The 22,383-nt window shown below is 40.5% G+C and carries 21 protein-coding genes; 19 read left to right on the top strand and 2 right to left on the bottom strand.

Annotated elements, in window-relative coordinates; all coding sequences use genetic code 11:
* Position 1: 1 nt before the first annotated feature.
* The 10 genes from QFZ87_RS17280 to QFZ87_RS17235 all read left to right on the top strand — a co-directional run bounded on the left by QFZ87_RS17280 (position 2) and on the right by QFZ87_RS17235 (position 12,163).
* Positions 2-769, top strand: coding sequence for an ABC transporter ATP-binding protein (locus tag QFZ87_RS17280; protein ID WP_309863882.1), 768 nt, complete (start codon positions 2-4; stop codon positions 767-769).
* Positions 762-1,469, top strand: a complete 708-nt coding sequence (locus tag QFZ87_RS17275; RefSeq protein ID WP_309863880.1) for an ABC transporter ATP-binding protein — start codon at positions 762-764, stop codon at positions 1,467-1,469. Before QFZ87_RS17280 ends, QFZ87_RS17275 begins: the two co-directional genes overlap by 8 nt.
* 92 nt (positions 1,470-1,561) lie before the next feature.
* Entirely contained in the window at positions 1,562-2,776 is a 1,215-nt protein-coding gene (locus tag QFZ87_RS17270; protein WP_309863876.1) for an ABC transporter substrate-binding protein, read from the top strand.
* A gap of 438 nt (positions 2,777-3,214) precedes the next feature.
* A complete protein-coding gene (locus QFZ87_RS17265) occupies positions 3,215-4,174 on the top strand; it encodes an MBL fold metallo-hydrolase (RefSeq protein WP_309863875.1) in 960 nt (319 codons plus the stop codon).
* Positions 4,164-5,684 carry a class I adenylate-forming enzyme family protein gene (locus tag QFZ87_RS17260; protein WP_309863873.1) on the top strand — a complete coding sequence of 507 codons (1,521 nt, stop codon included), beginning with the start codon at positions 4,164-4,166 and terminating at the stop codon, positions 5,682-5,684. Before QFZ87_RS17265 ends, QFZ87_RS17260 begins: the two co-directional genes overlap by 11 nt.
* Positions 5,685-5,708: 24 nt before the next feature.
* Positions 5,709-6,602: a R2-like ligand-binding oxidase gene (locus QFZ87_RS17255; RefSeq protein ID WP_309863872.1), complete on the top strand. Its 894-nt coding sequence runs from the start codon at positions 5,709-5,711 to the stop codon at positions 6,600-6,602.
* A gap of 136 nt (positions 6,603-6,738) precedes the next feature.
* Positions 6,739-8,262, top strand: a complete 1,524-nt coding sequence (locus QFZ87_RS17250) for an aldehyde dehydrogenase family protein (protein WP_309863871.1) — start codon at positions 6,739-6,741, stop codon at positions 8,260-8,262.
* 19 nt (positions 8,263-8,281) lie between these two features.
* Positions 8,282-9,493: an iron-containing alcohol dehydrogenase gene (locus QFZ87_RS17245; RefSeq protein ID WP_483862244.1), complete on the top strand. Its 1,212-nt coding sequence runs from the start codon at positions 8,282-8,284 to the stop codon at positions 9,491-9,493.
* Positions 9,494-9,939: 446 nt separating this feature from the next.
* The gene (locus QFZ87_RS17240; RefSeq protein ID WP_309867946.1) at positions 9,940-11,151 is read left to right on the top strand and encodes an acyl-CoA dehydrogenase family protein; all 1,212 of its coding nucleotides are present in this window, start codon (positions 9,940-9,942) and stop codon (positions 11,149-11,151) included.
* 157 nt (positions 11,152-11,308) lie between these two features.
* Positions 11,309-12,163: a GNAT family N-acetyltransferase gene (locus tag QFZ87_RS17235; protein ID WP_309863867.1), complete on the top strand. Its 855-nt coding sequence runs from the start codon at positions 11,309-11,311 to the stop codon at positions 12,161-12,163.
* Positions 12,164-12,206: 43 nt separating this feature from the next.
* Here the strand turns inward: QFZ87_RS17235 and QFZ87_RS17230 are convergent, their stop codons facing one another.
* Both QFZ87_RS17230 and motA read right to left on the bottom strand, forming a co-directional pair.
* Positions 12,207-12,968: a flagellar motor protein MotB gene (locus QFZ87_RS17230; RefSeq protein WP_309863863.1), complete on the bottom strand. Its 762-nt coding sequence runs from the start codon at positions 12,966-12,968 to the stop codon at positions 12,207-12,209.
* Positions 12,952-13,749, bottom strand: a complete 798-nt coding sequence (gene motA, locus QFZ87_RS17225; protein ID WP_309863860.1) for a flagellar motor stator protein MotA — start codon at positions 13,747-13,749, stop codon at positions 12,952-12,954. The genes QFZ87_RS17230 and motA overlap by 17 nt, the downstream gene beginning before the upstream one ends.
* A gap of 361 nt (positions 13,750-14,110) precedes the next feature.
* On the opposite strand from motA, the gene QFZ87_RS17220 reads away from it, so the two are divergent.
* The 9 genes from QFZ87_RS17220 to QFZ87_RS17180 all read left to right on the top strand — a co-directional run bounded on the left by QFZ87_RS17220 (position 14,111) and on the right by QFZ87_RS17180 (position 22,229).
* Positions 14,111-14,953: a CheR family methyltransferase gene (locus QFZ87_RS17220; protein WP_309863858.1), complete on the top strand. Its 843-nt coding sequence runs from the start codon at positions 14,111-14,113 to the stop codon at positions 14,951-14,953.
* A complete protein-coding gene (locus QFZ87_RS17215) occupies positions 14,922-15,986 on the top strand; it encodes a protein-glutamate methylesterase/protein-glutamine glutaminase (protein WP_309863856.1) in 1,065 nt (354 codons plus the stop codon). Before QFZ87_RS17220 ends, QFZ87_RS17215 begins: the two co-directional genes overlap by 32 nt.
* A 217-nt stretch (positions 15,987-16,203) precedes the next feature.
* On the top strand, positions 16,204-17,826 hold the full coding sequence (locus QFZ87_RS17210; protein WP_309863853.1) for a flagellar hook-length control protein FliK: 1,623 nt from the start codon (positions 16,204-16,206) through the stop codon (positions 17,824-17,826).
* A 16-nt stretch (positions 17,827-17,842) separates the two neighbouring features.
* Positions 17,843-18,280, top strand: coding sequence for a flagellar hook assembly protein FlgD (gene flgD / locus QFZ87_RS17205; protein ID WP_309863850.1), 438 nt, complete (start codon positions 17,843-17,845; stop codon positions 18,278-18,280).
* 33 nt (positions 18,281-18,313) lie between these two features.
* Positions 18,314-19,204: a flagellar hook-basal body complex protein gene (locus tag QFZ87_RS17200; protein ID WP_309863848.1), complete on the top strand. Its 891-nt coding sequence runs from the start codon at positions 18,314-18,316 to the stop codon at positions 19,202-19,204.
* A 68-nt stretch (positions 19,205-19,272) separates the two neighbouring features.
* The gene (gene fliM / locus QFZ87_RS17195) at positions 19,273-20,238 is read left to right on the top strand and encodes a flagellar motor switch protein FliM (protein WP_309867943.1); all 966 of its coding nucleotides are present in this window, start codon (positions 19,273-19,275) and stop codon (positions 20,236-20,238) included.
* 1 nt (position 20,239) lies between these two features.
* The gene (gene fliY / locus QFZ87_RS17190) at positions 20,240-21,364 is read left to right on the top strand and encodes a flagellar motor switch phosphatase FliY (protein WP_309863846.1); all 1,125 of its coding nucleotides are present in this window, start codon (positions 20,240-20,242) and stop codon (positions 21,362-21,364) included.
* Positions 21,365-21,394: 30 nt separating this feature from the next.
* Entirely contained in the window at positions 21,395-21,757 is a 363-nt protein-coding gene (locus tag QFZ87_RS17185) for a response regulator (protein ID WP_309863843.1), read from the top strand.
* Between the two features lie 70 nt (positions 21,758-21,827).
* The gene (locus QFZ87_RS17180; RefSeq protein ID WP_309863840.1) at positions 21,828-22,229 is read left to right on the top strand and encodes a flagellar protein; all 402 of its coding nucleotides are present in this window, start codon (positions 21,828-21,830) and stop codon (positions 22,227-22,229) included.
* The last annotated feature ends 154 nt before the right edge of the window (positions 22,230-22,383 follow it).

The raw sequence follows: 22,383 nt of genomic DNA, 5'->3' as shown, positions 1-22,383 counted from the left end.
GATGCAATTTTTGGAGACGAGAAATCTAACAAAGAAATTTGGCGGCCTGGTTGCTGTGAATCAAGTGGATTTTAAGATAGAACAAGGAAAAATAAATGCCATTATTGGTCCAAACGGGGCCGGTAAGTCGACTTTTTTCAACTTAATCAGCGGTTTTCATCAACCAAGCTCAGGACAGGTCATTTTTAAAGGAAAGGATATTACCACGTTACCTTCCAATAAAATCGCAGAGCTTGGAGTGGCACGAACCTTCCAAACAACGAATTTGTTCGAACAATCCACGGTTCTTGACAATGTCATCGTTGGACATCGCTTGCGGACGAAGTCCAATTTACTGGATGCCATTTTTCGCACACCACGCTTAAGAAGCGAAGAGAAGCAATGCCGCGAAAAAGCAATGGAAGTGTTGGAGTTCGTTGATTTAAAACAGGCAGCCAATAAACTCGTTGGCAGCTTAACGCAGGAAGAAAAAAAGCGAACGGCATTTGCCTTGGCGTTAGCCACGGATCCTGAGATTGTATTTCTAGATGAACCAGCGGCCGGTGTAAACCCGGATGAAACAGAAGGGCTGGCAGATTTGATGAAAAAGATGGTAAGTAAAGGAATCACAGTTTGCTTAATCGAGCACAAAATGTCGATGATTATGAGAATTGCCGATAAAATTATGGTTCTGAATTATGGGGAAAAGATCGCCGAAGGAAGACCGGAGGAAATTCGTAATAATGAAGCGGTTATAAAAGCGTACTTGGGAGGGAGCGCCATTGCTTAGTTTACAAAATGTCTCTGTCAAATATGGTAGTTTTACAGCCATTCAAAACGTGAACATTGAGGTTAATGAAGGCGAAATCGTCGTTCTATTGGGGTCAAATGGCGCCGGAAAAAGTACGACCTTTCGAACCATTAGCGGTCTAAGTAAGCCTGCCTCTGGAGAAATCTTTTTCGAAGGCAAAAGATTGAATCGAACGTCGGCTGATCAAATTGTAAAATTAGGAATCGGTCAATGTCCGGAGGGAAGGAAACTGTTCCCTGCCATGTCTGTCCAGGAGAATCTTAGAATGGGTGCCTATGTACACCGTGGAAAAAAGGAAGAATACAAGCATTCTCTTGAGCATGTATACGAGCTGTTTCCGATTCTAATGGAAAAAAAGAACGATGCTGCAGGCTCTCTAAGCGGTGGTCAGCAGCAAATGCTCGCGATTGGCAGAGCATTAATGTCAAAACCGAAGCTGATGCTGCTTGACGAACCCTCTATTGGTCTTGCGCCGTTGATTGTGGAGCAGATGTTTGAGGTCATTCAAAAAATTAACAAAGAGGGGACTACCATCCTGTTAGCAGAACAAAATGCAAATGCGGCATTAAAAATTGCAGATAAAGGCTATGTGTTTGAGAATGGCTCCATCGTCCTTCAAGGCACTTCAGAAGAATTATTTGCGAATGATGAAGTGAGAAAAGCGTATATAGGTGCTTAATGTATTGACTGGCTGCGCTTTTAAGGGGGTGAGGAAGGCCTTATTACCACTGTCAAAATCTGAATATTTTAAAAATATTAGGGGGAAAACCAATGAAAAGATTAAAAGCTCTTTTGATGCTGAGTTTGATCTTCGTAGTTATTTTCAGTTTGGCAGCATGTAACAGTTCATCCAATGAATCAGCAAACACGAAACCGGCTGCAGGAGGCGGCGGTGACAGTAAATCTGAAGAAGCAGGTACAGTCAATATTGGTTATACTGGTCCATTAAGCGGCCCGGCTGCCTTTTATGGTGAACGTACTTTAAATGGTGTGAAAATGGCAGCAGAAGAAATTAATGGTGCCGGTGGATTTGAAGTAGGTGGAAAGAAATTCAAGCTGAATATCGTGTCGTTGGATGACAAATACCTTCCTAATGAAGCAGGAGCTAACGCCAAACGGCTGATTCAGGAAAACAAAACACCTATTATTTTCACTCCGCACAGCGGTGGTGTCTTTGCACTACAAGTATTCAACCAACAAGATAAATTCCTCATTGGTGCTTACACAAGTGAACCGAAGGTGTCTGAAGTGGGCAATAACCTAACCGTACGTATTCCTCCTCGTTATGATGGATATTTAAAGCCGTTTACAGACTATGAAATGAAGAAATTCGGTAAGAAAATTGCCTTTCTCCCAACTGCGTCTCAATACGGAAAAGACTGGTCTGAAAAGCTGAAAGCACATTGGGAAAAAGAAGGTGGGAAGGTTGTTTACAACTCTGCCATCGACTTTGCGAAAGAAACAGATTTCTTCACGACAGTTACAAATGCGTTAAAGGAAAAGCCAGATGTATTGTTTATCGGTGGTGCATCTGAACCGACTGCAAAAGTAGCGAAGCAAGCACGTGAGCTAGGCTTTAAAGGCGGTTTTATCGTAATGGACCAAGCAAAATTTGATGAAATGAAAAAGGTAACTGGGTCTTATGATTTGTTAAATGGTTCAATCGGCGTTATGCCTCTTATTGAATCAAAAAGCCCGGCTATTCCTGATTTTGCGAAGAAATACCAAGAAAAGTATGGAGAGACTCCTGGATCAGAAGCCGGTCTTAATTACATTGCGATGTACATTTTTGTAGAAGCAATGAAAGCAGCAGGCTCTGTTGACGACGCGGAAAAAATCCAAGCGAAAATGCAGGATGGCGTAAGCAATATTCCTGATAATGTGAAAATCTATGATTTTACGAAATTTACTGGCGGCGGTTTCGATGGTGAATTAGAGGTTGCAGCGGTAGAGGACGGAAAAATCGTGCCAATCAAGATTAAATAATAGGTAACTATGTAACTCTCCCCCTTGTATCACATCCGACCACCACTTGGTGTTTAGTATACAAGGGGGATTTTAATAGTTTTATGACATAATCTTGGTTTACTAGAAATATAGTCTATTGGTCAACCCTCCTTTAGATGTGATTAATCCTATGTATGCGACCAAATCTCTTAAAAAACGAAGAAGTGTCTCCTATGATGTTCTATGCGACCGAACCAGCTGGAAAAACGAAAGAAAGGTCGCCTATAAGGGCTCTATGCGACCGAACCAGCTGAACAAACGAAAGAAAGGTCGCCTATAAGGGTTCTATGCGACCGAAACTACTAAAAATACAAAAAACGGTCATTTACAAGGGCGCTACACAACCGAAACTTTTAAAGGTTCAAAAGATTTGGCGCATTCCAAGCCTTTTATCGTTCAGAAAGGAGGAGCCGTTACATGGTTAAAATTGTTCCTCTAGAGCTACAAACACATTTTGCCGAAGGAACGGTGAATGCCTTCTTGGTCATTGGGGAAACCGTTACCTTAGTGGATACCGGAAACCCTGGCAGAGAGTCCTATCAACAGTTAAAGAAACAACTACATAATCATGGCATTCAATTAACAGATATTGACCATATTGTCCTCACCCACATTCATATAGACCATGCTGGTGCCATTCCACATCTTCAAGAAGAAGTTGATATTCCTATTTTTGTACATGAACAGGCGGCCGGTTCCATCAACTCTGATATTCACGAGTATGAGAGAGTTCAGCAATTTTTTGACCAGTTTGTAACAAGCTGTGGTGCCGACCCGAAAAAGCATATTATTAAGCGCCCATTTCATGAGGAAATATGGAGAAATGTTACTTTTTTAAAAGAAAGAGACCAGGTTCCTCTAGGTGGAAGGAAGTTTGAGGTGGTGCATGTTCCAGGACACAGTCAATGTGATCTGTTGCTCTGGAGCCCTGAAACCGGGGAAACATTCGCTGGCGATCATTTATTAAAGGCCTTTTCGGTGAATGCCTTTATTGAACCGCCAAATCCGGGGGAGCTGATTCGTCCGCGACCATTATTACAGTATAGGGATTCGATGGAAAGAGTCAGTCAGCTGCCACTTGTGACGATTTATCCCGGCCATGGGGAGATATTTACAGATCACTTATCGCTAATCAACAAAAGACTCAATGAACAAGAAAAGCGCTGTAAACAGATTCTATCCATTCTTGATAGTGGCGAGAAAAGTATTTTTGAGATTTGCAGCGTGATGTATCCTCGATTAAACGGAAGAACAGTGTTTTTGGGACTATCTCAAATCCAAGGTCATTTAGATTTGCTTGAGCAAAGACAGCAGGTAAGTTACGAAAAACAAGGTTCCATAGTGGTGTACCGAAAGGAGAGATTGGATGAAGCTTAAGGAGCTGCTTGAAACAAATATTTCAAATTTTGGAGAGTACCCTTTTTTATTTTTCAAAGAAAAGTCCTACACAAATGTGGAAACGAAACAATTTGCAGACCAATTTGCTCACGGCCTACGGAAACTCGGGATAAATAAGGGTGACCGTGTCATGATTTGCATGCCCAATTGTCCGGAAGTCCTCTTTTCCTATCAAGCGATTACAAGAGCGGGTGCCATCATTGTACCAGTCATGTTTACGCTTCACCCGAAAGAGCTTCACTATATCGCGGAAAAATCTGGTGCCAAAGCAGTGATTACCTCCTCATATGTGTTAGCTAATGTGGAAAAATCGCTGGAAGGTTTAGTATCCAAACCAGAGTTAATTGTGGTCGACCAGCCTTCGTCGAGTCAGGTGAAAAACTTTTACGAGGTGATGGTTCAGGACAATGGTTCTCTCGATGAAGGGGTGACAGAAGAAGATACCGCGGTCATCTTATACACCTCAGGAACAACAGGAAATCCAAAAGGAGTTCTCTTGACCCATAAAAACTTATTTTCCAATGCTGAAAATTCGGCGAAACATAACGAAACGGAACGTGGAACAACACTAGGTGTCCTGCCGCTTGCTCATGTTTATGGACTGACGGTGTCCAATGTATGTTATTTAACAGGCAGTTCAATCGTTGTTTTTTCGAGCTTTGATATAAAAGAAGTGTTTAAAGCCATTGAAACCTATAAGGTTCGGACGTTTTCCGCGGTACCGGCGATGATTCATGCGATGTTATCCTTTCCTGGGGCGGACCAATATGATACCTCCAGCCTAGAATCGGTCGGATCAGGTTCAGCGCCTCTGCCGGTAGCGTTACTCCATGCGTTTGAACAAAGGTTTGGAGCGAAGGTGTACGAAGGCTATGGGTTATCTGAAGCCGCACCAGTCGTCACGGCCCATCGGAAAGGAATTGAAATCAAACCAGGTTCTGTTGGGATTCCGATTCCAGGGGTAGAAGTGATGGTGGTTAATGAGGAGGGCGAGGAGCTTCCTACCGGTGAAGTAGGGGAGTTGATTGTCCGTGGTGACAATGTCACGCCAGGTTACTATCAAAATCTGGAGGAATCGAGCCGTGTATTAAGGAGTGGGTGGTTATTCACTGGAGATATGGCGCGAATCGATGATGAGGGCTATGTCTATATTGTTGACCGCAAAAAGGACCTAATTATTCGCGGCGGCTTTAACGTCTATCCACGTGATATAGAGGAGATTCTTAACGGTCATGAACAGGTGTTTGAAGCTGCTGTTGTTGGCGTTCCTGATGAGCGAATGGGTGAAGAGATGGTGGCTTGTGTCGTGAAGAAGCCAGGGTCTGAGGTAACTGAAGAGGAACTGATTCGTTACTGTCAGGATCATTTAGCAAAAAATAAAACCCCGAGAAGAATTGTTTTTCTAGAAGCGTTGCCTAGAAATGGCGTGGGAAAAATTTTAAAAACACATTTACGCCAAACTGCGTCTGAAATTGTAATCAAACCGTAAAAGGAAATGAGGAGGAAAAGCACTATGGAAAAAAGAACCATTTTAACAACAAGCTCAAGGGGGCTGCTGGAGGATTCCTTTCCGTATCGACTCTATCAAAAAGCGAAACGGTTAGGCACCTGGAATCCTGCTGATATTGATTTTAGTCAGGACCAACGCGACTGGAGAGCGATGAATGAAGAGCAGCAACAGGATATTTTACGCCTGATTTCTCAGTTTCAAGCGGGTGAGGAAGCAGTTACTCTTGATTTGCTGCCGTTGATTATGGCTATTGCTAAAGAAGGCAGACTGGAAGAAGAAATGTTTTTAACGACCTTCTTATATGAGGAAGCGAAGCACACGGAGTTTTTCCGATTGGTATTGAATGCAATTGGGGAGAAGGGGGATCTCTCCAATTTCCATACGGAGACTTATCAGAAGATTTTTTATGAAATTCTACCGACGGCGATGGAGCGTCTGGTTACCGACCAGTCTCCTGAAGCGATTGCTGAAGCATCTGTCGTGTATAACATGTTTGTTGAGGGGGTATTAGCTGAAACCGGCTATTATTCGTTCTATGCTGCCTTGGAAACAGCCGGAATTATGCCTGGATTGCTTGAAGGAATTGGGAACTTGAAGAAGGATGAGTCGAGACATATCGGGTACGGCACGTTCCTTCTGCAACGATTGATTTGTGAGCACCCACATCTTTTTGATTTTGTTGCGGCTAAAATGGGCGAGTTGACGCCACTAGCGATTCGCCTAAACCAGGAAGGCATCGCAGGAAGGGAGGTTAGTTCATTCGGAGGAAATCCTGATGACATCATGAACTTTACCCTCAAACAGCTATCTGTCCGAATGGAAATTTTAGCGAGAGCCAGAGGCAAAAAAATCGAAGAGATTTATAGATATTCAGATAGTGAGTTAGGAGTTTTGTAGGTTTATTGTGCCCGTGATTGGAAATTTGGAGACAAATTGGTCACAAAAAAATGTTATTGTGCCCGGAACAAGAACAGTAGGGGCGAAACAGTCACAAAAAATGTAGTTGTCGAAGATAAGTAGAGGAGGAGTTACGATGACAGTTAAAGTTGAGGTGCAAACATTTCCCCATTTTATCAATGGGAAATGGGAGCCAGCCAGTAGCCAGGAAACCTTTGATGTGTATAACCCTGCCAACGGAGAGTTGGTCGCAAAGGTAGCAAAAGGAACGAAGGAGGACGTCGATCGTGCGGTCATGGCTGCACGTGAAGCCTTTGACCAGGGTGACTGGAAAAACATGAAACCAAAGGACCGTGCCAATGTTTTATATGCCATTTCCTATCAAATTGTCGAGCATGCACAAGAGCTAGCCTACCTAGAAGCAATTAGCTCCGGTGGAACGGTACGCCGAATCGGCAACAGTGACATTTTACAAATGGTCGACTTGTTCCAAACATTAGCGAAATTTACTTTAGAGTATCCATTTTCGGAAACGCTTCCAGTTCCACCGTTTCCAGGACCGGCACACAATTTTATCTGGCGTGAACCAATCGGCGTCTGTGCTGCCATTACGCCATGGAATCTCCCAATGGTCATTGCCACCTGGAAGATTGCTCCGGCACTTGCCATGGGGAACACCATCGTCATTAAGCCGGCAAGCTACACACCTTTATCAACTTTGAAATTAGCAGAAATCATCTCCAAGGTCGTGCCTCCAGGTGTTATCAATGTGGTCGCAGGCCCAGGTGCTGAGGTGGGCGAAGCATTAGTCAGCCATCCAAAGGTCGATAAAGTGGCCTTCACCGGTTCAACAGAAGTAGGGAGAAACATTATGGCACTTGCAGCAGGTACGATTAAAAATACCACCCTCGAGCTCGGCGGAAAGTCGCCAAATATTATTTTAGAGGATGCGGACCTAAATATCGCTCTTCCTGGAAGCCTGTTCGGAGTGTTTTTACACTCGGGTCAGCTTTGTGAATCTGGCACACGTTTATTTGTCCCAGATAAGCTCTATGACCAAGTAGTCGAAGGACTAGTGGCTCTCGCCAGCAAATTAAAGCTCGGCAATCCATTGGATCCGACTACTGATGTGGGTCCGGTTATTTCGAAAAAGCAGAAGGAATCCATTCTTTCCTATATTGAGTCAGGTAAACAAGAAGGTGCTACGCTTGTTTGTGGCGGGAAAGAAGTGAAGGTGGCTGGCCTTGAAGAAGGTCATTTCATTGAGCCAACCATTTTCACGAATGTAACCAATGATATGAAAATTGCTCAAGAGGAGATTTTTGGCCCTGTTTTATGTGTCATCCGTTATTCGGACTTAGACGACGCAATTAAAATGGCGAACGATACCATTTATGGGTTAGCAGCGGGTGTGTGGACACGCGATGTTAATAAGGCCTACGAGGTGGCAAGAAAACTTCAGGCTGGAGTGGTTTGGATCAATGACTGGCATATGCTTCGCAGTGACGCTCCGTTCGGTGGCTACAAGCAAAGTGGAATCGGCCGCGAAATGGGTCAGCATTCCCTTGATGCCTATACACAGGTAAAACATGTTCATACATCGATGAGTCCTGAGCTTGAGAGACGCAATTGGTACGGAATTCTATTTGGCCAAAACTAATGAAGAGGTGAAGAAAACCATGAAAACAACCTTATCACAGTTCATGTTACGTACAGGAATCTACAGCGGCTCGAATTCCCGGGCGATGGTTCCTAGTTTGTTTGCCGGCCTTGGTGCCAAACGAGTGCTGCTTTTAAGTGACAGAGGATTAGAACAAGCAGGAGTCGTGGAAAAAGTGGCATCCATTTTTGATTTAACAGGTCATGGCAGCGGCCCACAATTGGTGGGAATGTATTTGGATATCAAACAGGATGCCGAAAGCCGATGCATTAATGATGCCGTTCGCTATGCACGAGAAATTGGCGCTGATTCCCTTCTAGCAGTGGGCGGCGGCAGTGTGCTTGATACGGTAAAAGGGGTGAAGTATGCGCTTCACAAAGGGCTGGCTGATATTAAGGAAGCGATTCCTGGTGGCTTGTTGTACGAATCGTTTCCAAAGGCAAATTATATCCCGATTCCGCACATCGCGATTCCAACGACAGCGGGTACGGGTTCAGAGGTTTCTCCAATTGCCGTTATTTTTAATGAAGATATTCAAATGAAAACCAATATTATCAATCCATTTATTAGTGCGGATATGGCGATTTTAGATCCTGATTTAACGGTCGGCCTTCCGCCGCTGATTACGGCCTTTACGGGGTTTGACGCCTTAACCCATGCGATTGAAGCGTTGGCCTCACCTACTGCTACTGGCTTAACGGATGCGTATGCCCTGCATGCCATTCGGTTAATTGAAAAAAATCTACCTGTTGCGGTGGCAGACGGGGGGAATCTAGATGCACGCATGGATTTATTGCAGGCGAGCTTAATGGGAATTACTGCGTTCAGCTTTGCTTTGAATGCGATTCCAGTTCACAACATGGCTCACGCGTATGGTGCATTGTTCCGTATTCCACATGGCCTGGCAAATGCTGTCTTTTTACCGGTAGTAATGGAAATGGTACCAGATTTATATTTGCCGAAGGTGGCTGAGCTGGCTCAGGCATTAAATGTGGATGTGGAGGGTGATGATACGCCACAAGAGGCATTGACGAAGGTTGTGGAAAAAATTAGACTACTTCAGCATAAGGTGGGTCTGCCTGCTGATTTCAAGCAGTACAATATCACTGAAGAGGCGCTTCAAACGGCGATCCCTGCTGTTATGAAGGACCCAGCTGCATTGAGTTTCCCAATGCCAGCTGAGTTGATTGCGGCGATTGGGCAGAAAGTTTGTCCAGTTGGGGTGAAGTAAGGTCTGGGGACAGTCCCCCGTCGCGGTAGTGCGTTAAAGTAAAATATATGCAAAGGTGCAGTTTTCTGTACCTTTGTTTCTTTCATTATTGGTTATGTGGGTTTGGATGATTGGGGCGAGGGCTAGCGACAGTAATTGTTGGTTATGCGACAGTAACCGGTGGCCATGCGACAGTAAGTCAGCTTATCCGACAGTAATCAATGGCCAAACGACAGTTATTGGAGGTTATCCGACAGATAAGTTGTTATAAGCTAATTGGACGCGGTTATCCGCCAATTGAATGGTTATGCGCTAATTAAAAACGCTTATCCGCCAATTGGGAAACGCTATCCGCTAATTGAATATACCTATCCGCCAATGAGAAAGGCTCATCCGCCAATGGAAAACCCCAATAACAATTTTATATAAAAATCACACTAAAAACCGAGAGGAGTAACAACTAAATGATGGATTTTTCTTTTTCAGAGGAGCAAGAAATGTTAAGAAAGACCGTTCGCCAGTTTGTGGACAAGGAGATCATGCCGTATATTCGCGAATGGGATGAAAACCAGCATTTTGAATCGGGTATTTTAAAACGGTTGGCAGACTTGGGGTTAATGGGAGTCTGTATCCCTGAGCAATACGGTGGTAGCGGAATGGACTACAACGCTTTGGCGATTGTCTGCGAGGAGCTCGAACGCGGGGATACAGCTTTCCGTACAGCCGTATCAGTCCATACCGGCCTAAACAGCATGACACTCCTTCAATGGGGCAATGAACAGCAAAAGCAAAAATATCTCACCCCACAAGCAAAGGGCTATAAAGTTGGTGCCTTCGGTCTAACGGAACCGAATGCTGGGTCAGATGTGGCTGCGATGCAGACAACCGCCACCAAACAAGGTGATTATTACATATTAAACGGATCAAAAACTTGGATTTCTTTATGTGATGTCGCGGATTACTTTTTAGTGTTTGCCTACACCGATAAAAACAAAAAGCACCACGGCATTTCTGCCTTTATCGTAGAACGCGAGTGGGAAGGGTTTTCCTCAAAGGCCATCAAAGGAAAGCTCGGCATCCGTGCTGGTAATACTGGTGAGCTCTTTTTCGATAACGTCAAGATTCCAAAAGAAAACTTGGTTGGGGAAGAAGGAGAAGGATTCAAAATTGCCATGTCAGCCCTTGATAATGGCCGTTTCACAGTTGCTGCCGGTGCCTGTGGAACAATCATGGCTAGCCTTGAGGCGAGTCTGAAATATTGCCATGAACGAAGCACTTTTGGTAAAGAAATCGGCAGACACCAGCTTGTACAGCAAATGATTGCAAAAATGGAAGCAGGACTGCAGCAGTCACGATTATTAGTTTTTAGAGCTGGATGGCTGAAAAATCAAGGGAAACGCAACACACGTGAAACATCTCTAGCTAAATGGCAGGCCTGTGATTATGCCTATGAAGCAGCCAATGATGCTGTTCAAATCCACGGAGCATACGGTTTTTCCAATGAGTATCCGGTCGAACGATACCTCAGAAATGCCAAAGCCCCAGTAATTTATGAAGGAACACGCGAAATCCATACCGTTATGCAGGCAGAATATGTGCTTGGTTATCGTGAGGATAAACCACTATCCAAGACTTTGCCGGCATGGCCGTTCCAAGAAGTAGAAGAAGTGGTCAAATAAACACGTCACCCAAATCCCATTATGGCGCATAATGGGATTTATTGAATAATAAAAAAACAGTTGCGAATGTAAGCGCTTTTTGATTAAATTAAAATAGACTAAACAGTCGATTTCTAACTTGATAATGAAAAGGCAATTTTTTCATAGGAGGGGTGTTATGAACTTACAAATTAAGAAATTAACAGATTGTACCATAAATGAGATGATTACCGCCTGGAATAAAGGCTTTGAAGGCTATTTTGTTCAACTGGAAATGACTCCTGAGATGTTCTTCAATCGTCTGGTCAATGAAGGACTTTCGTTACCACACTCCATCGTTGCCTTTGATGACGAGGCACCCGTGGCCATTGTCTTAAATGGATTTAGGGTAATCGATGGGAAAAAGACTGCCTGGAATGGCGGTACCGGTATCGCTACGGAATACCGGGGCAAAGGGGTTTCTACTTTACTCATGGAAGAGATTCTAAAAATCTATGCGGAAGAGGGCTGTGAAGTAGCAACCCTTGAAGCGATTAAAGAGAACGAGAGAGCAATCCGTTTGTATACGAGATTCGGCTATGAAGTTACCGATTCGCTTGTCTATTTAACTGGTACTCTCGAAGGGAAAAATAACTCTCACGTACAATCCCAGTTTATCCGTCCTGAGCAGCTACCAACTTATTCTTTTTATAAACAAAATGTTCCATGGCAGTGCGAGTGGCAGAGTGTAAAGGCTGGTGAAGCACAAATCTATTTTGACGATAACCATAATCCGGTAGGCTATTCACTTTTTAAAAGAGTGTGGAACCAAGAAAGGCAACTCGAGAAGGTATTTTTATTTCAAGTGGAATTTCTGGGAGAGGTAACGGATGCGAGATTACAAGCAGTTTTCTCAGCTATAACCGAACAACAAACCCATCCAATCAGTTTTATGACCGTCAATGCTTCCCAATCAAATCCAGTCATCCAATACTTGTTGGAGCAGGGGTTTAAGACAACGACGGAGCAGGTTCAGATGGTGAAAAACTTATAAATTCAAAAAGCCAGTTCCTTGTAAAATAGGAAACTGGCTTTTTTTACCCTTTGCGCAAGATCACAATATTGACGCGGCGATTTGCCTGTTTGTGTTCTTTCGTATCGTTGGGAAAGAGTGGCTGGTACTCACCGTATCCAACGAATTGCAAGCGTTCTTTAGCAATGCTTTTTGATTCAAAAAAATGAAGAACGCTGACAGCCCGGGCAGAGGAAAGCTCCCAGTTAGACTGGTACTTCGAATTTTTTATCGGTACATTATCTGTATGTCCTTCAATACTGATCGGATTAGTTACAGTTTTGGATAATCCGACTAATACATCAAGTGTCTTAAATGAACTAGCTTTTAAATCTGCATTTCCAGGGTCAAAAAGAATAACATCTTTTAACGAGATTTCTACTCCGCGTTTTGTATCTTGAAGAGAAATTACTGCTTCCAAATGGTTATCATTAATGTATTTTGTTAATTGTTCCTTAAGCTGGTTAAGCTCTATTTCTTCCTGACTTTGATCAGGTGCTTCTTCAGGAGCCGTTGCAGGCTGCTCTTTTTCTTTTTGTTCATTAATTTCCTTATCAGAAGGCTTAACGGACAAACCAGAATCTTTGCTTTCAATTTTTGTACCGGTTAATTCAGATTTGAATGCTTCCATAAGGGATTCGTATTTTGCTTTATCTACTGTACTAGATGCAAATAAAACGATAAATAAAGCTAGTAATAGTGTTAGGATATCTGCATAAGGAATTAACCAAGACTCGTCAATATGCTCTTCATGTTCCTCTTCGAATCGATTACGCCGTTTGCTCATGTGCCGCTTCCTCGTTCATATTTTCAAGCTTCTTTCTCTCGCTAGGCGCAATATAGACAGTTAGTTTCTTCTCTAATGCACTTGGAGACATACCTTGGTAGACTGAGAGCAACCCTTCAATCGTTAGAAGCTTAAACTCTTGCTCTCGTTTAGAAAGGCGTTTTAATTTATTTGCTAAAGGGTGCCATAAAACATAACCTGTAAAGATCCCCAGTAATGTTGCGATAAAAGCTGCAGAAATAGAATGTCCTAGTTTTTCAACATTATTTAAATTTCCTAATGAAGCAACAAGCCCAATAACAGCTCCAAGTACCCCTAATGTAGGAGCATAGGTTCCTGCCTGTGTAAAGATTAGTGCTCCAGTTTTATGGCGCTTATCAATAGCTGCAACTTCATCCAACAATACTTCTTCGATGAACTCGCTGTCATGCCCATCAATAATCATTTCTAGACCTTTTTTGTAAAAAGCATCTTCTGTTTCAAGGGCAACTTCTTCAAGTGCTAACAGCCCTTCTCTTTTGGCAATTTCTGCACATTTAACTAAACTGGTAATTTGGTCTGATTTTGATGGTTGTTTTGGTTCGAGAAAGGCGATTTTTAACAAAATAGGAAATTTTTTAATTTCACTAAATGGAAAAGCAATAATAACTGCAGCTGCTGTTCCGCCAAATATTATAAGATAAGCTGCCGGATTGTATAATGCTGATAGTGAAGCTCCTTTTAATACCATCCCGAGTCCAATTGCTACCAATGCCAAGATAATCCCAATAATACTAGACATTATATTCTCCTTTAATGTTATCAAAAAGTTTTTGTAAAGTAATTGTACGCTAATCATGAATTTTCGACAATATTGATTTTATTTTGATAGTGTCCAAATTTTTTATTTTTTTAATAAAGTAGAAGAAAATTCTCATTGTTTGATAAGTTTTTGAGTTTTTTTTAAAAGATAAAAATAAAAAACTAAAATTTAAAAACTAAAAATCTATTTGACGGTATTCTATTTATCTAGTAATTTTATAGCTGAATTAATATGCCTTGCTTGAGTTCTTCTATCCAGCGATGCAGATAAATAATTTAACCATTAATAAACATATAGCTGCTCTCCAATAAGGAAATGTAGCTAGAAATAAGGTGATCGAATGCATGAGAGTGGATTAACGAAATTAAGCCAGGTTATATATGACTATTGTGGATTAAGATTTAATGATCGGCTACCTATCCTTAGAGATAAGATTTCAAAAAGGGTAATGGAACTAGGGTTAGATTATGATGAATACTATGACTTTTTGACAGCAACTCCCATGGAATGGGATGTATTAATTGAGTTATTAACTATTAATGAAACTTACTTTTATCGGGAGGAACATCAATTAACTGAGTGTTGCTCCACTATTTTGCCCATGCTAAGAGGTGGGATTAGAAACCGTCCTCTTAGAATTTGGAGCGCCGCCTGTTCGAGCGGGGAGGAGCCCTATACCATAGCAATGCTAATTCAAGAAACCGGTCAATATTTACCTGGTTCTATAGAGATTATTGCTACAGATATAAATAAGAAGGTTCTACAAAAAGCCGAAAAGGGTTGGTATCATAATAATTCGTTTGCATTTCGGAGGATCCCGGAAACATTATTGAAAAAATATTTTGTTGAAGAAAATGGTGGCTTTCAAATTAAAGAATCCATAAAAAGAATGGTTACATTCAATTATTTGAATCTCCTTAACGAGGAGGATATGGCTGAAATAGGTGAAGTGGACATCATTTTTTGTAGGAATGTTTTGATTTATTTTGATCAAGATAATACTAAGAGGGTTATTCGGAGTTTTAATAAAAATTTAGCTCTGGGTGGCTATTTATTTCTTGGTCATGCTGAATCAATAACTGATACGAATCTAGGGTTTCAAAAATTACGCTCTGAAAAGAGTTTTTATTATCGAAAGGAATCTGATCAGGATGAAACAATACGGTGTATTAGTAGTCGATGACTCTGCATTTATGAGGAGAGCGATTAGTCTAATGCTAGAAGAGGACCCACGTTTTTTTGTGATTGGTATTGCAAGAAATGGTGTGGAAGCAGTCGAAAAGGTTAAACGACTAAAACCCGATCTTGTCACCATGGATGTGGAGATGCCTGAAATGAATGGAATAAGTGCATTGGATCAAATCATGAAGACAAATCCAGTGCCTGTTGTCATGATAAGTTCCCGGACCCAAGATGGGGCCCAGGAAACCCTACAGGCTCTTTCGCTGGGGGCTGTTGATTTCTTTTTAAAAGATAACCTGATTAGAAATCGGAATGGCGAGAATCAAAGTAAAGAATTTATCGAACGTTTATCCGGGATTATAGAAGCTAAATGGACACATAGTTTACCAGTATCCCATGAAAATGATAATAATGAAGATTACCTTAAACAAGAAGAACCTGGTGAACCAATCAAACCTCAGCAGAATGCTGATATGGTTTTAATTGGGTGTTCGACAGGTGGGCCCAAAGCATTACAAACGATTCTGCCTAATTTTCCTAAAAATTTTCCCGTGCCCATTGTTGTTGCGCAACATATGCCTCCAGGCTTTACGAAACATTTAGCCGATAGGTTTAACACATTATGTCAAATGGAAGTAAAAGAAGTTCAAAATAACCAAGAAGTTAAAGCAGGGACAATATTTATATGTCCGTCCGGTTATCAAACGCGCTTTGAAAAACAAGAAGATACCATCGTGTTTAAAGTGGATAATCATGACGATGGTCAAGAATTATACAAACCTTCTATAGATCTAACTCTTAGTTCGGCAGCGCCAATTTTTAAAGATCGACTTTTATCCGTGATATTAACTGGCATGGGTGTGGACGGGACGAAGGGTTGTGGCCTTGTGAAACAGTTTCATGGAAAAGTCTTCGTAGAAGCAGAGGATACTTGTATTGTTTATGGTATGCCTAGGGCTGTTTTGGAGGCGGGATATGCTGATAGGCAATATAAATTATCAAAAATGTATAAAGAAATAACCGAAAATGTTTAACAGTAAGGTGGAACCAAAACAAGTAGTGTCAAGTATACTACTTGTTTTTTTAAAAGATATAAAACTTTGAAAAGCCAAAAACAATCAAAAAAACACTTCGAATTGGATAAAAATAAAATAGATTTTGTTACGAAAAATTTCATGACGAAAACAGGTCTATGAGGTATAATGTAGATTAATTGTAGTACAGAAGTAAAATTGAGAGGAGGTAACCTGTTTGGGGCTTACTCAAATTGACATCAAAATAAATCAAACAAATCAACAGAATGGTGGGAAATCCAAGATTGCCTTACAATCTGGCAATACTGGAAATTCCTTTGAACAGGTATTAGCAATGTTTAGTTGTTCAAGTCAAACACAGGAGATTGGCAAACAGGAATCTGAACTCTCTAAACAAAAAACACCGAATCCATTAGGGGGCTCTGAACTGTTAAAGCCGATTCAAGACGAGGCTTTAATTAATTCGACCATAATGGGTGGAGAAAATACACAAGGTTTATTAAAAGTAATGGCATATGACCCAATTAACTTAGAAAAATATACTGCTGAAAGCGATAAATATATCCCAATTTTTAAATTAGATACGTTATATTCCTTAGTGAACATGAATACAGAAGATGTTGACTCTTCACAAGAAAAAACTCAGTTACCATTAGTAAGTCTTTCAGGTGAAACGAATCAGTCTGATTTATTAAATATAACTAGTGAAAATGACCAACAGAAACCGTTAACTTTTAGTGATGACGATTGGGATAAAATAGATGCTTTCTTGACGGCATTAATTGCTGGAATACAGCAAATGCAGCAGATAAGTGAAGCACCCCAAAATCTACAATTGGACACTGATTCTCCATCATTTGTTACTCAAACTGATTCCTATACCCTATCTAAACCAGTTGAAGAGGTTAGCAATTTTTTAGTACAGGAGTTGCGGAGGGGAAAAGAATTAAATGTGTCACCCTTGGAAATAAATCAGTTGCTAGAAAAACTAAACAAGTTAATTGAAGGAATAAAAGAGCAAAAAACCATTGTAATTCCAACTAATATTGATGAGAAAATTCAGATAATTTTGAATGAAATGCATTCTGGGGTACAAGTTAATCTTAATCCTAATCAAGTACCACAACAAAGGGTAAGTTTGGATAAAAATCAAGTGACTTTTTCAGCTATTCCCATACCTCAGATAGGAAAGAATGGACATGAGGGGAATCGAGTGGCACGAATGACTGCCACCACACATTCAGAGGATACTACAACAATCAATATACCGACAATTTTGTTGAATAATCAACAAAAAGTCATAGGTAATGAGTTGAAAGTAGAAACCTTAACTCCTAATCTAGAAGTTTCTGATTTTGCTCCGGAAGTAAGTGAGTGGATTGGTCGCTTCATGAAGGTAACTGAAGGTAAATCAGGAAGTACAGAAGCGAAATTTTCTTTATTTCCTGAACATTTAGGTCATATTGAAATTAAAGTAAGTTCTAATCATGGGCAGGTTTCAGCCCAAATATTGACAGATACACCAATGGCAAAAGAAGCCTTGGAAGGGCAACTTCAACACTTAAAGTTAGCGTTGCAGCAGTATGGATATCAGGTCCAAAAACTTGATGTTGTCCAGCAAACTCCTGTAACTGTAGATTCTACTCAGGCAGGCCTATCCTTTTCTCAAGATGGATCCCAATCATCTCGTGAACAGCGTACATTTACTTCATCATCCGAGAATGGACCAAAAGAACAACAGGAAATGGCTGAACAAATAGAGCACACTAGAGAGGTTTTACCTATTACATATGGGGGAGCTACTCAAAGGACTACCTCACGAATTGATTTCACTGCATAGGAAGGAGCCATTTGAAATGAGTAATTGGGTGGATGTTACTTCAGTTGCTAAAAATAATTCAATTTATAATAATGTAAAGCCTTTTGAACAAAAGAGCGCCCTTGGTAAGGATGAATTTTTGAAAATCTTGACAACACAATTGGCTAACCAAGATCCGTCAAGTCCTCTTCAAGATAAAGATTTCATTGCTCAAATGGCAACATTCAGTTCTTTAGAACAGATGACAAACCTAAATAAGGCATTTGAAAAGTTTACAGGCAATCAAATGAGTCAATTTGCAGCAGTAATTGGCAAAGAGGTTAGCTGGACTCCAGATGGTGCTATAGGCCCTGTAACCGGTGTGGTTAAAGGGGTTTCAAGTCAGGAAGGGAATTATTTTTACCTTGTCGGAAATGAAAAAGTCCCTATGACAAAAGTTACTGAAATAAAACAAGTTTCAACTGAAACGAACTAATATCATAAAAATTAGATTGAGGAGGAACATACAATGTTAAAATCGCTTTACTCCGGAGTTTCTGGAATGAAAGGGTTTCAAACAAAATTAGATATGATCGGAAATAATGTTGCGAATGTAAATACTGTAGGATTTAAAAAGGGTCGTGTGATGTTTCAAGATATTATTAGTCAAAATATGGCGGGTGCTACTGCACCTACAGGAGACCGCGGAGGCGTAAATCCAAAACAGGTTGGTCTTGGAACTAAGATTGGCTCTATTGATAACATTTTTACACCTGGAAGTCCAATGACAACAAATGTTGGTACCGATTTGGCTATCGATGGTGATGCATTTTTTGTTGTAAGTCCTGAAGCCAATGGAAATGAAACTTATTTAACTAGGGCGGGAAACTTTAACCGAGATGCCAATGGTGACTTAGTTACCTCTAATGGATTTTATGTATTAGGAGTAAATGAAGCAGGAAGTCCTGTTCGAATTAACATTAAAGCCGATGATAAAGAAGGAATGAATTTCACGTCTTATTCCATTGATCCGAGTGGTTATGTATATGTTGTCCGTGAAGACGGGAAGAGTGGGAAATTAGCGTTTGATTCAACTAATAATCAATACTACATGAACGAAACTAACGATCCAACTGACGATATTTCTTTAGCCACTGCAGTTGTATCTAATCCTGGTGGACTTACTAAGGTTGGAAATACATTTTTTCAAGTGAATGGAAACTCTGGTGCACCTCAACTGGGACGTATCGAAGATAATAAAGGTGGTACAATCAACACTGGAGTTCTAGAAATGTCTAACGTGGATCTAACGGAAGAATTTACAGAAATGATTGTTGCACAACGTGGTTTCCAAGCAAATGCAAGAACGATTACTACTTCCGATTCTATATTAGAAGAAGTGGTCAACTTAAAACGATAGTATAGTGAGTAATGACTAAGAAGATTCAATAACTCAGGGAAGAGTTAGGGGGATGCCCTTTGGCAGATGTGTTATCGCAACAAGAAATCGATGCTCTATTATCAGCACTAAATAGTGGTGAAATACAGGCATCAGATGTAACAGTGAAGGAAGAAAAAGTAAAACTATATGATTTTAAGCGCGCAATGCGTTATTCAAAGGAACAATTACGAAGTATTACAAGAATTCATGAGAATTTTACACGTTTATTAACTTCCTATCTTTCGGCTCAGCTTCGAACCTTCGTCCAAATACAAATTGATTTGGTAGACCAAGTGAACTACCAAGAATTTATCGCGTCTATCCCCTCGCGAACTATTTTGAACGTGTTTCAAGTTAATCCGATGGATGGCAAGATGATTATGGAAATGAATCCTCAAGTGGCCTATGCAATTTTAGAACGGTTGTTGGGAGGCCAGGGTGATTCATCTAGCCGAAATGGAACATTAACGGAAATTGAAACGGTTCTCATGCAAAAGATTTTTTCTCGTGCATCTGATATGTATCAAAGTGCATGGAAAAACATTGAAAATATTCATGTGAGATGGGAGACAATTGAATCCAATCCACAATTTATTCAAATTTCGTCCCCGAATGACACGGTGATTGTTATCGCACTTCATGTTACTATTGGAGAAATTACGGGGAGAATGACTTTATGTCTTCCGCATCTAATAGTAGAACCTGTATTACCGAAATTATCAACGCATCAATGGCTATCTTCCATGTCGAGATCAAGCGTCCCGCAGCAGGATAAAATTAAGCAAAACTTGGACACAATTGGTGTTCCCGTCATTGCAGAGCTAGGCAGGGCGACACTACCCATTTCTGAACTTTTCAACCTACAGATTGGAGATGTGATCGGCATCGAGACCGGGAAAATTGAAGTCAAAGTAGGTCAAGTCACAAGATTTTTAGGAAATCCAGGCCTTCAAAAAGGACATTATGCAATCCAGATCGATCAAACAATCCACTCTGAAGGAGATGACATATAAAATGAACGAGGGGTTATTATCTCAAGAAGAGATTAATGCACTGTTTAATCAAATGAATGAAAAAAACAGTATATCGATTGATGATTTCTTAAGCTCTATGGAGCAGGACGCTTTAGGGGAGATTGGAAATATCGCTTTAGGGAGTTCTACCACAGCATTATCTTCTTTACTGAATCAACGGGTGGAAATTACGACACCTACATTGTCTGTAATTGAAAAGGAACAGATGGAAGAGCTAATAAGTGAAAAGCATGTAGCTGTTCATGTAGATTATACGGAAGGTATCCGTGGAAAAAATTTATTAATGATTAAAGAGAATGATGCAAAAATAATTGCCAATTTGATGATGGGCGGAGATGGCACTATACTTGAACCTGAACTTTCAGAATTGCATCTTAGTGCAGTTCAGGAAGCTATGAATCAAATGATGGGATCTGCAGCGACATCTATGTCGACCATATTTAGTCAAAAGGTAGATATTTCACCACCAATAATCGATGTCCTAGGTTTCCCACCTAAGAAATTAGAAGATCTGGAAGAAGATATTATTCTGGAAATTTCTTTCCGATTGAAGGTAGGAAGTCTTATTGATTCAAATATGATTCAATTTATTCCTTTATCCTTTGGGAAGGAAATGATTCAAAAAATTCTTTCTATAAGTGAACCTGCTAAATCAAGTAAGATTGTCGAGAAAGAAGTGGTTTCTCCACCAACAACTCAACCTGTTGCAGTGGAATCTGTATCCGTAACTCCAAAAGAAACAACCACTGTTTCACAAAACACTACACAAACGCCAATTAATGCGAATGTACAAAAGGTTGAATATGCTTCCTTTTCCGAGACCCCATCTGGAAGTTCTCATGCAGGGAATATTGATATGTTATTTGATATTCCACTAGAAATTACGGTGGAGCTAGGGCGTACAAAAATGCAAATTCGTAAAATCCTAGAGTTAGGACCTGGCGCCGTTATTCAATTAGATAAATTGGCTGGAGAACCTGTGGATATCTTAGCAAATCATAAGCTGATAGCTAAGGGGGAAGTCGTGGTAATTGAAGAAAGTTTCGGTGTGCGAATTACTGACATTGTTAGCCCGATAGATCGTTTAACCAAAATGACAAACTAACAATCTAGAAGAATAATGGAGGAGTAAACTATGGCAAGGGTATTAATCGTTGATGATGCAGCATTTATGCGTATGATGTTGAAGGATATTTTAACAAAAAATGGACTAGAGGTTGCTGGTGAAGCTGTAAATGGAGCAGACGCCATAGATAAATACCGTGAACTAAATCCTGATATTGTGACAATGGACATTACAATGCCTGAAAAAGATGGAATTACTGCTGTTAAGGAAATTAAAGCATTTGCACCGCAGGCTAAAATCATTATGTGTTCTGCAATGGGTCAGCAACCAATGGTGTTAGAGGCTATTCAAGCTGGTGCAAAAGATTTCGTAGTAAAACCATTCCAAGCGGACCGAGTAATGGAATCAATTAATAAAGTATTGGGTAGCTAAAATTCATATCTATTTTAGTCTACTTATCTAGTATAAATAGATATGAATTAAGTAGAAGGATGTGGGACTTTTGGCAACGCCACAGTTAGGTAATTGTCCAAAATGCAAAAAGCTTTACTTTCGTGTAAGAGATATTTGTGATGATTGTCATAAAAAAATTGAAGAGGATTTTTTAAAAGTGGCTGCTTTTCTACGTGAATATCCCGGCAGCACTCTTCAAGAAGTAAGTGACGAAACCAAGGTGTCCGTTGCTCAAATCCGTCAATTTATTTTATCCGGTCGATTAATTATGGGAAGTTTCCCTAATCTAACGTACCCTTGTGAAACATGTGGAACGATGATTCGAGCAGGAAGAACATGTAAGAACTGTATGAGTCGTATTAATCAACTGAATAACCAACACAGTACAGAAAAAGAGAACAGCCAAGATCGAAAAAATCAGTCTGGTGGCTACATAACTAATTACCTATAAGCTTAGGGCGAGATGTGAATGGAACAATAATGTAGTTCCTAACACTCTCGCTTTTTTTGCAAGATAACTAAAATAAAAAACTATCAAAATATTTTTGATAGTTAATCAAAAAAATGTGATAATATTTGATATATATTTGTTGTTCAATAGGAGT

Origin of the sequence: Bacillus sp. SLBN-46, assembly GCF_031453555.1 — a bacterium.
In the GTDB taxonomy this organism is placed as follows: Bacteria; Bacillota; Bacilli; order Bacillales; family Cytobacillaceae; genus Neobacillus.
Note: the sequence above shows the minus strand (reverse complement) of the source record. Positions and strands in the feature narration are given on the sequence as shown.

What these genes read in the sequence shown, in the direction of transcription:
- QFZ87_RS17280 (WP_309863882.1), top strand. Translation starts at nt 2, where the DNA reads ATGCAATTTTTGGAGACGAGAAATCTAACAAAGAAATTTGGCGGCCTG.
- QFZ87_RS17270 (WP_309863876.1), top strand. Translation starts at nt 1,562, where the DNA reads ATGAAAAGATTAAAAGCTCTTTTGATGCTGAGTTTGATCTTCGTAGTT.
- QFZ87_RS17265 (WP_309863875.1), top strand. Translation starts at nt 3,215, where the DNA reads ATGGTTAAAATTGTTCCTCTAGAGCTACAAACACATTTTGCCGAAGGA.
- QFZ87_RS17260 (WP_309863873.1), top strand. Translation starts at nt 4,164, where the DNA reads ATGAAGCTTAAGGAGCTGCTTGAAACAAATATTTCAAATTTTGGAGAG.
- QFZ87_RS17255 (WP_309863872.1), top strand. Translation starts at nt 5,709, where the DNA reads ATGGAAAAAAGAACCATTTTAACAACAAGCTCAAGGGGGCTGCTGGAG.
- QFZ87_RS17250 (WP_309863871.1), top strand. Translation starts at nt 6,739, where the DNA reads ATGACAGTTAAAGTTGAGGTGCAAACATTTCCCCATTTTATCAATGGG.
- QFZ87_RS17245 (WP_483862244.1), top strand. Translation starts at nt 8,282, where the DNA reads ATGAAAACAACCTTATCACAGTTCATGTTACGTACAGGAATCTACAGC.
- QFZ87_RS17240 (WP_309867946.1), top strand. Translation starts at nt 9,940, where the DNA reads ATGGATTTTTCTTTTTCAGAGGAGCAAGAAATGTTAAGAAAGACCGTT.
- QFZ87_RS17235 (WP_309863867.1), top strand. Translation starts at nt 11,309, where the DNA reads ATGAACTTACAAATTAAGAAATTAACAGATTGTACCATAAATGAGATG.
- QFZ87_RS17230 (WP_309863863.1), bottom strand. Translation starts at nt 12,968, where the DNA reads ATGAGCAAACGGCGTAATCGATTCGAAGAGGAACATGAAGAGCATATT.
- motA (WP_309863860.1), bottom strand. Translation starts at nt 13,749, where the DNA reads ATGTCTAGTATTATTGGGATTATCTTGGCATTGGTAGCAATTGGACTC.
- QFZ87_RS17220 (WP_309863858.1), top strand. Translation starts at nt 14,111, where the DNA reads ATGCATGAGAGTGGATTAACGAAATTAAGCCAGGTTATATATGACTAT.
- QFZ87_RS17215 (WP_309863856.1), top strand. Translation starts at nt 14,922, where the DNA reads ATGAAACAATACGGTGTATTAGTAGTCGATGACTCTGCATTTATGAGG.
- flgD (WP_309863850.1), top strand. Translation starts at nt 17,843, where the DNA reads ATGAGTAATTGGGTGGATGTTACTTCAGTTGCTAAAAATAATTCAATT.
- QFZ87_RS17200 (WP_309863848.1), top strand. Translation starts at nt 18,314, where the DNA reads ATGTTAAAATCGCTTTACTCCGGAGTTTCTGGAATGAAAGGGTTTCAA.
- fliY (WP_309863846.1), top strand. Translation starts at nt 20,240, where the DNA reads ATGAACGAGGGGTTATTATCTCAAGAAGAGATTAATGCACTGTTTAAT.
- QFZ87_RS17185 (WP_309863843.1), top strand. Translation starts at nt 21,395, where the DNA reads ATGGCAAGGGTATTAATCGTTGATGATGCAGCATTTATGCGTATGATG.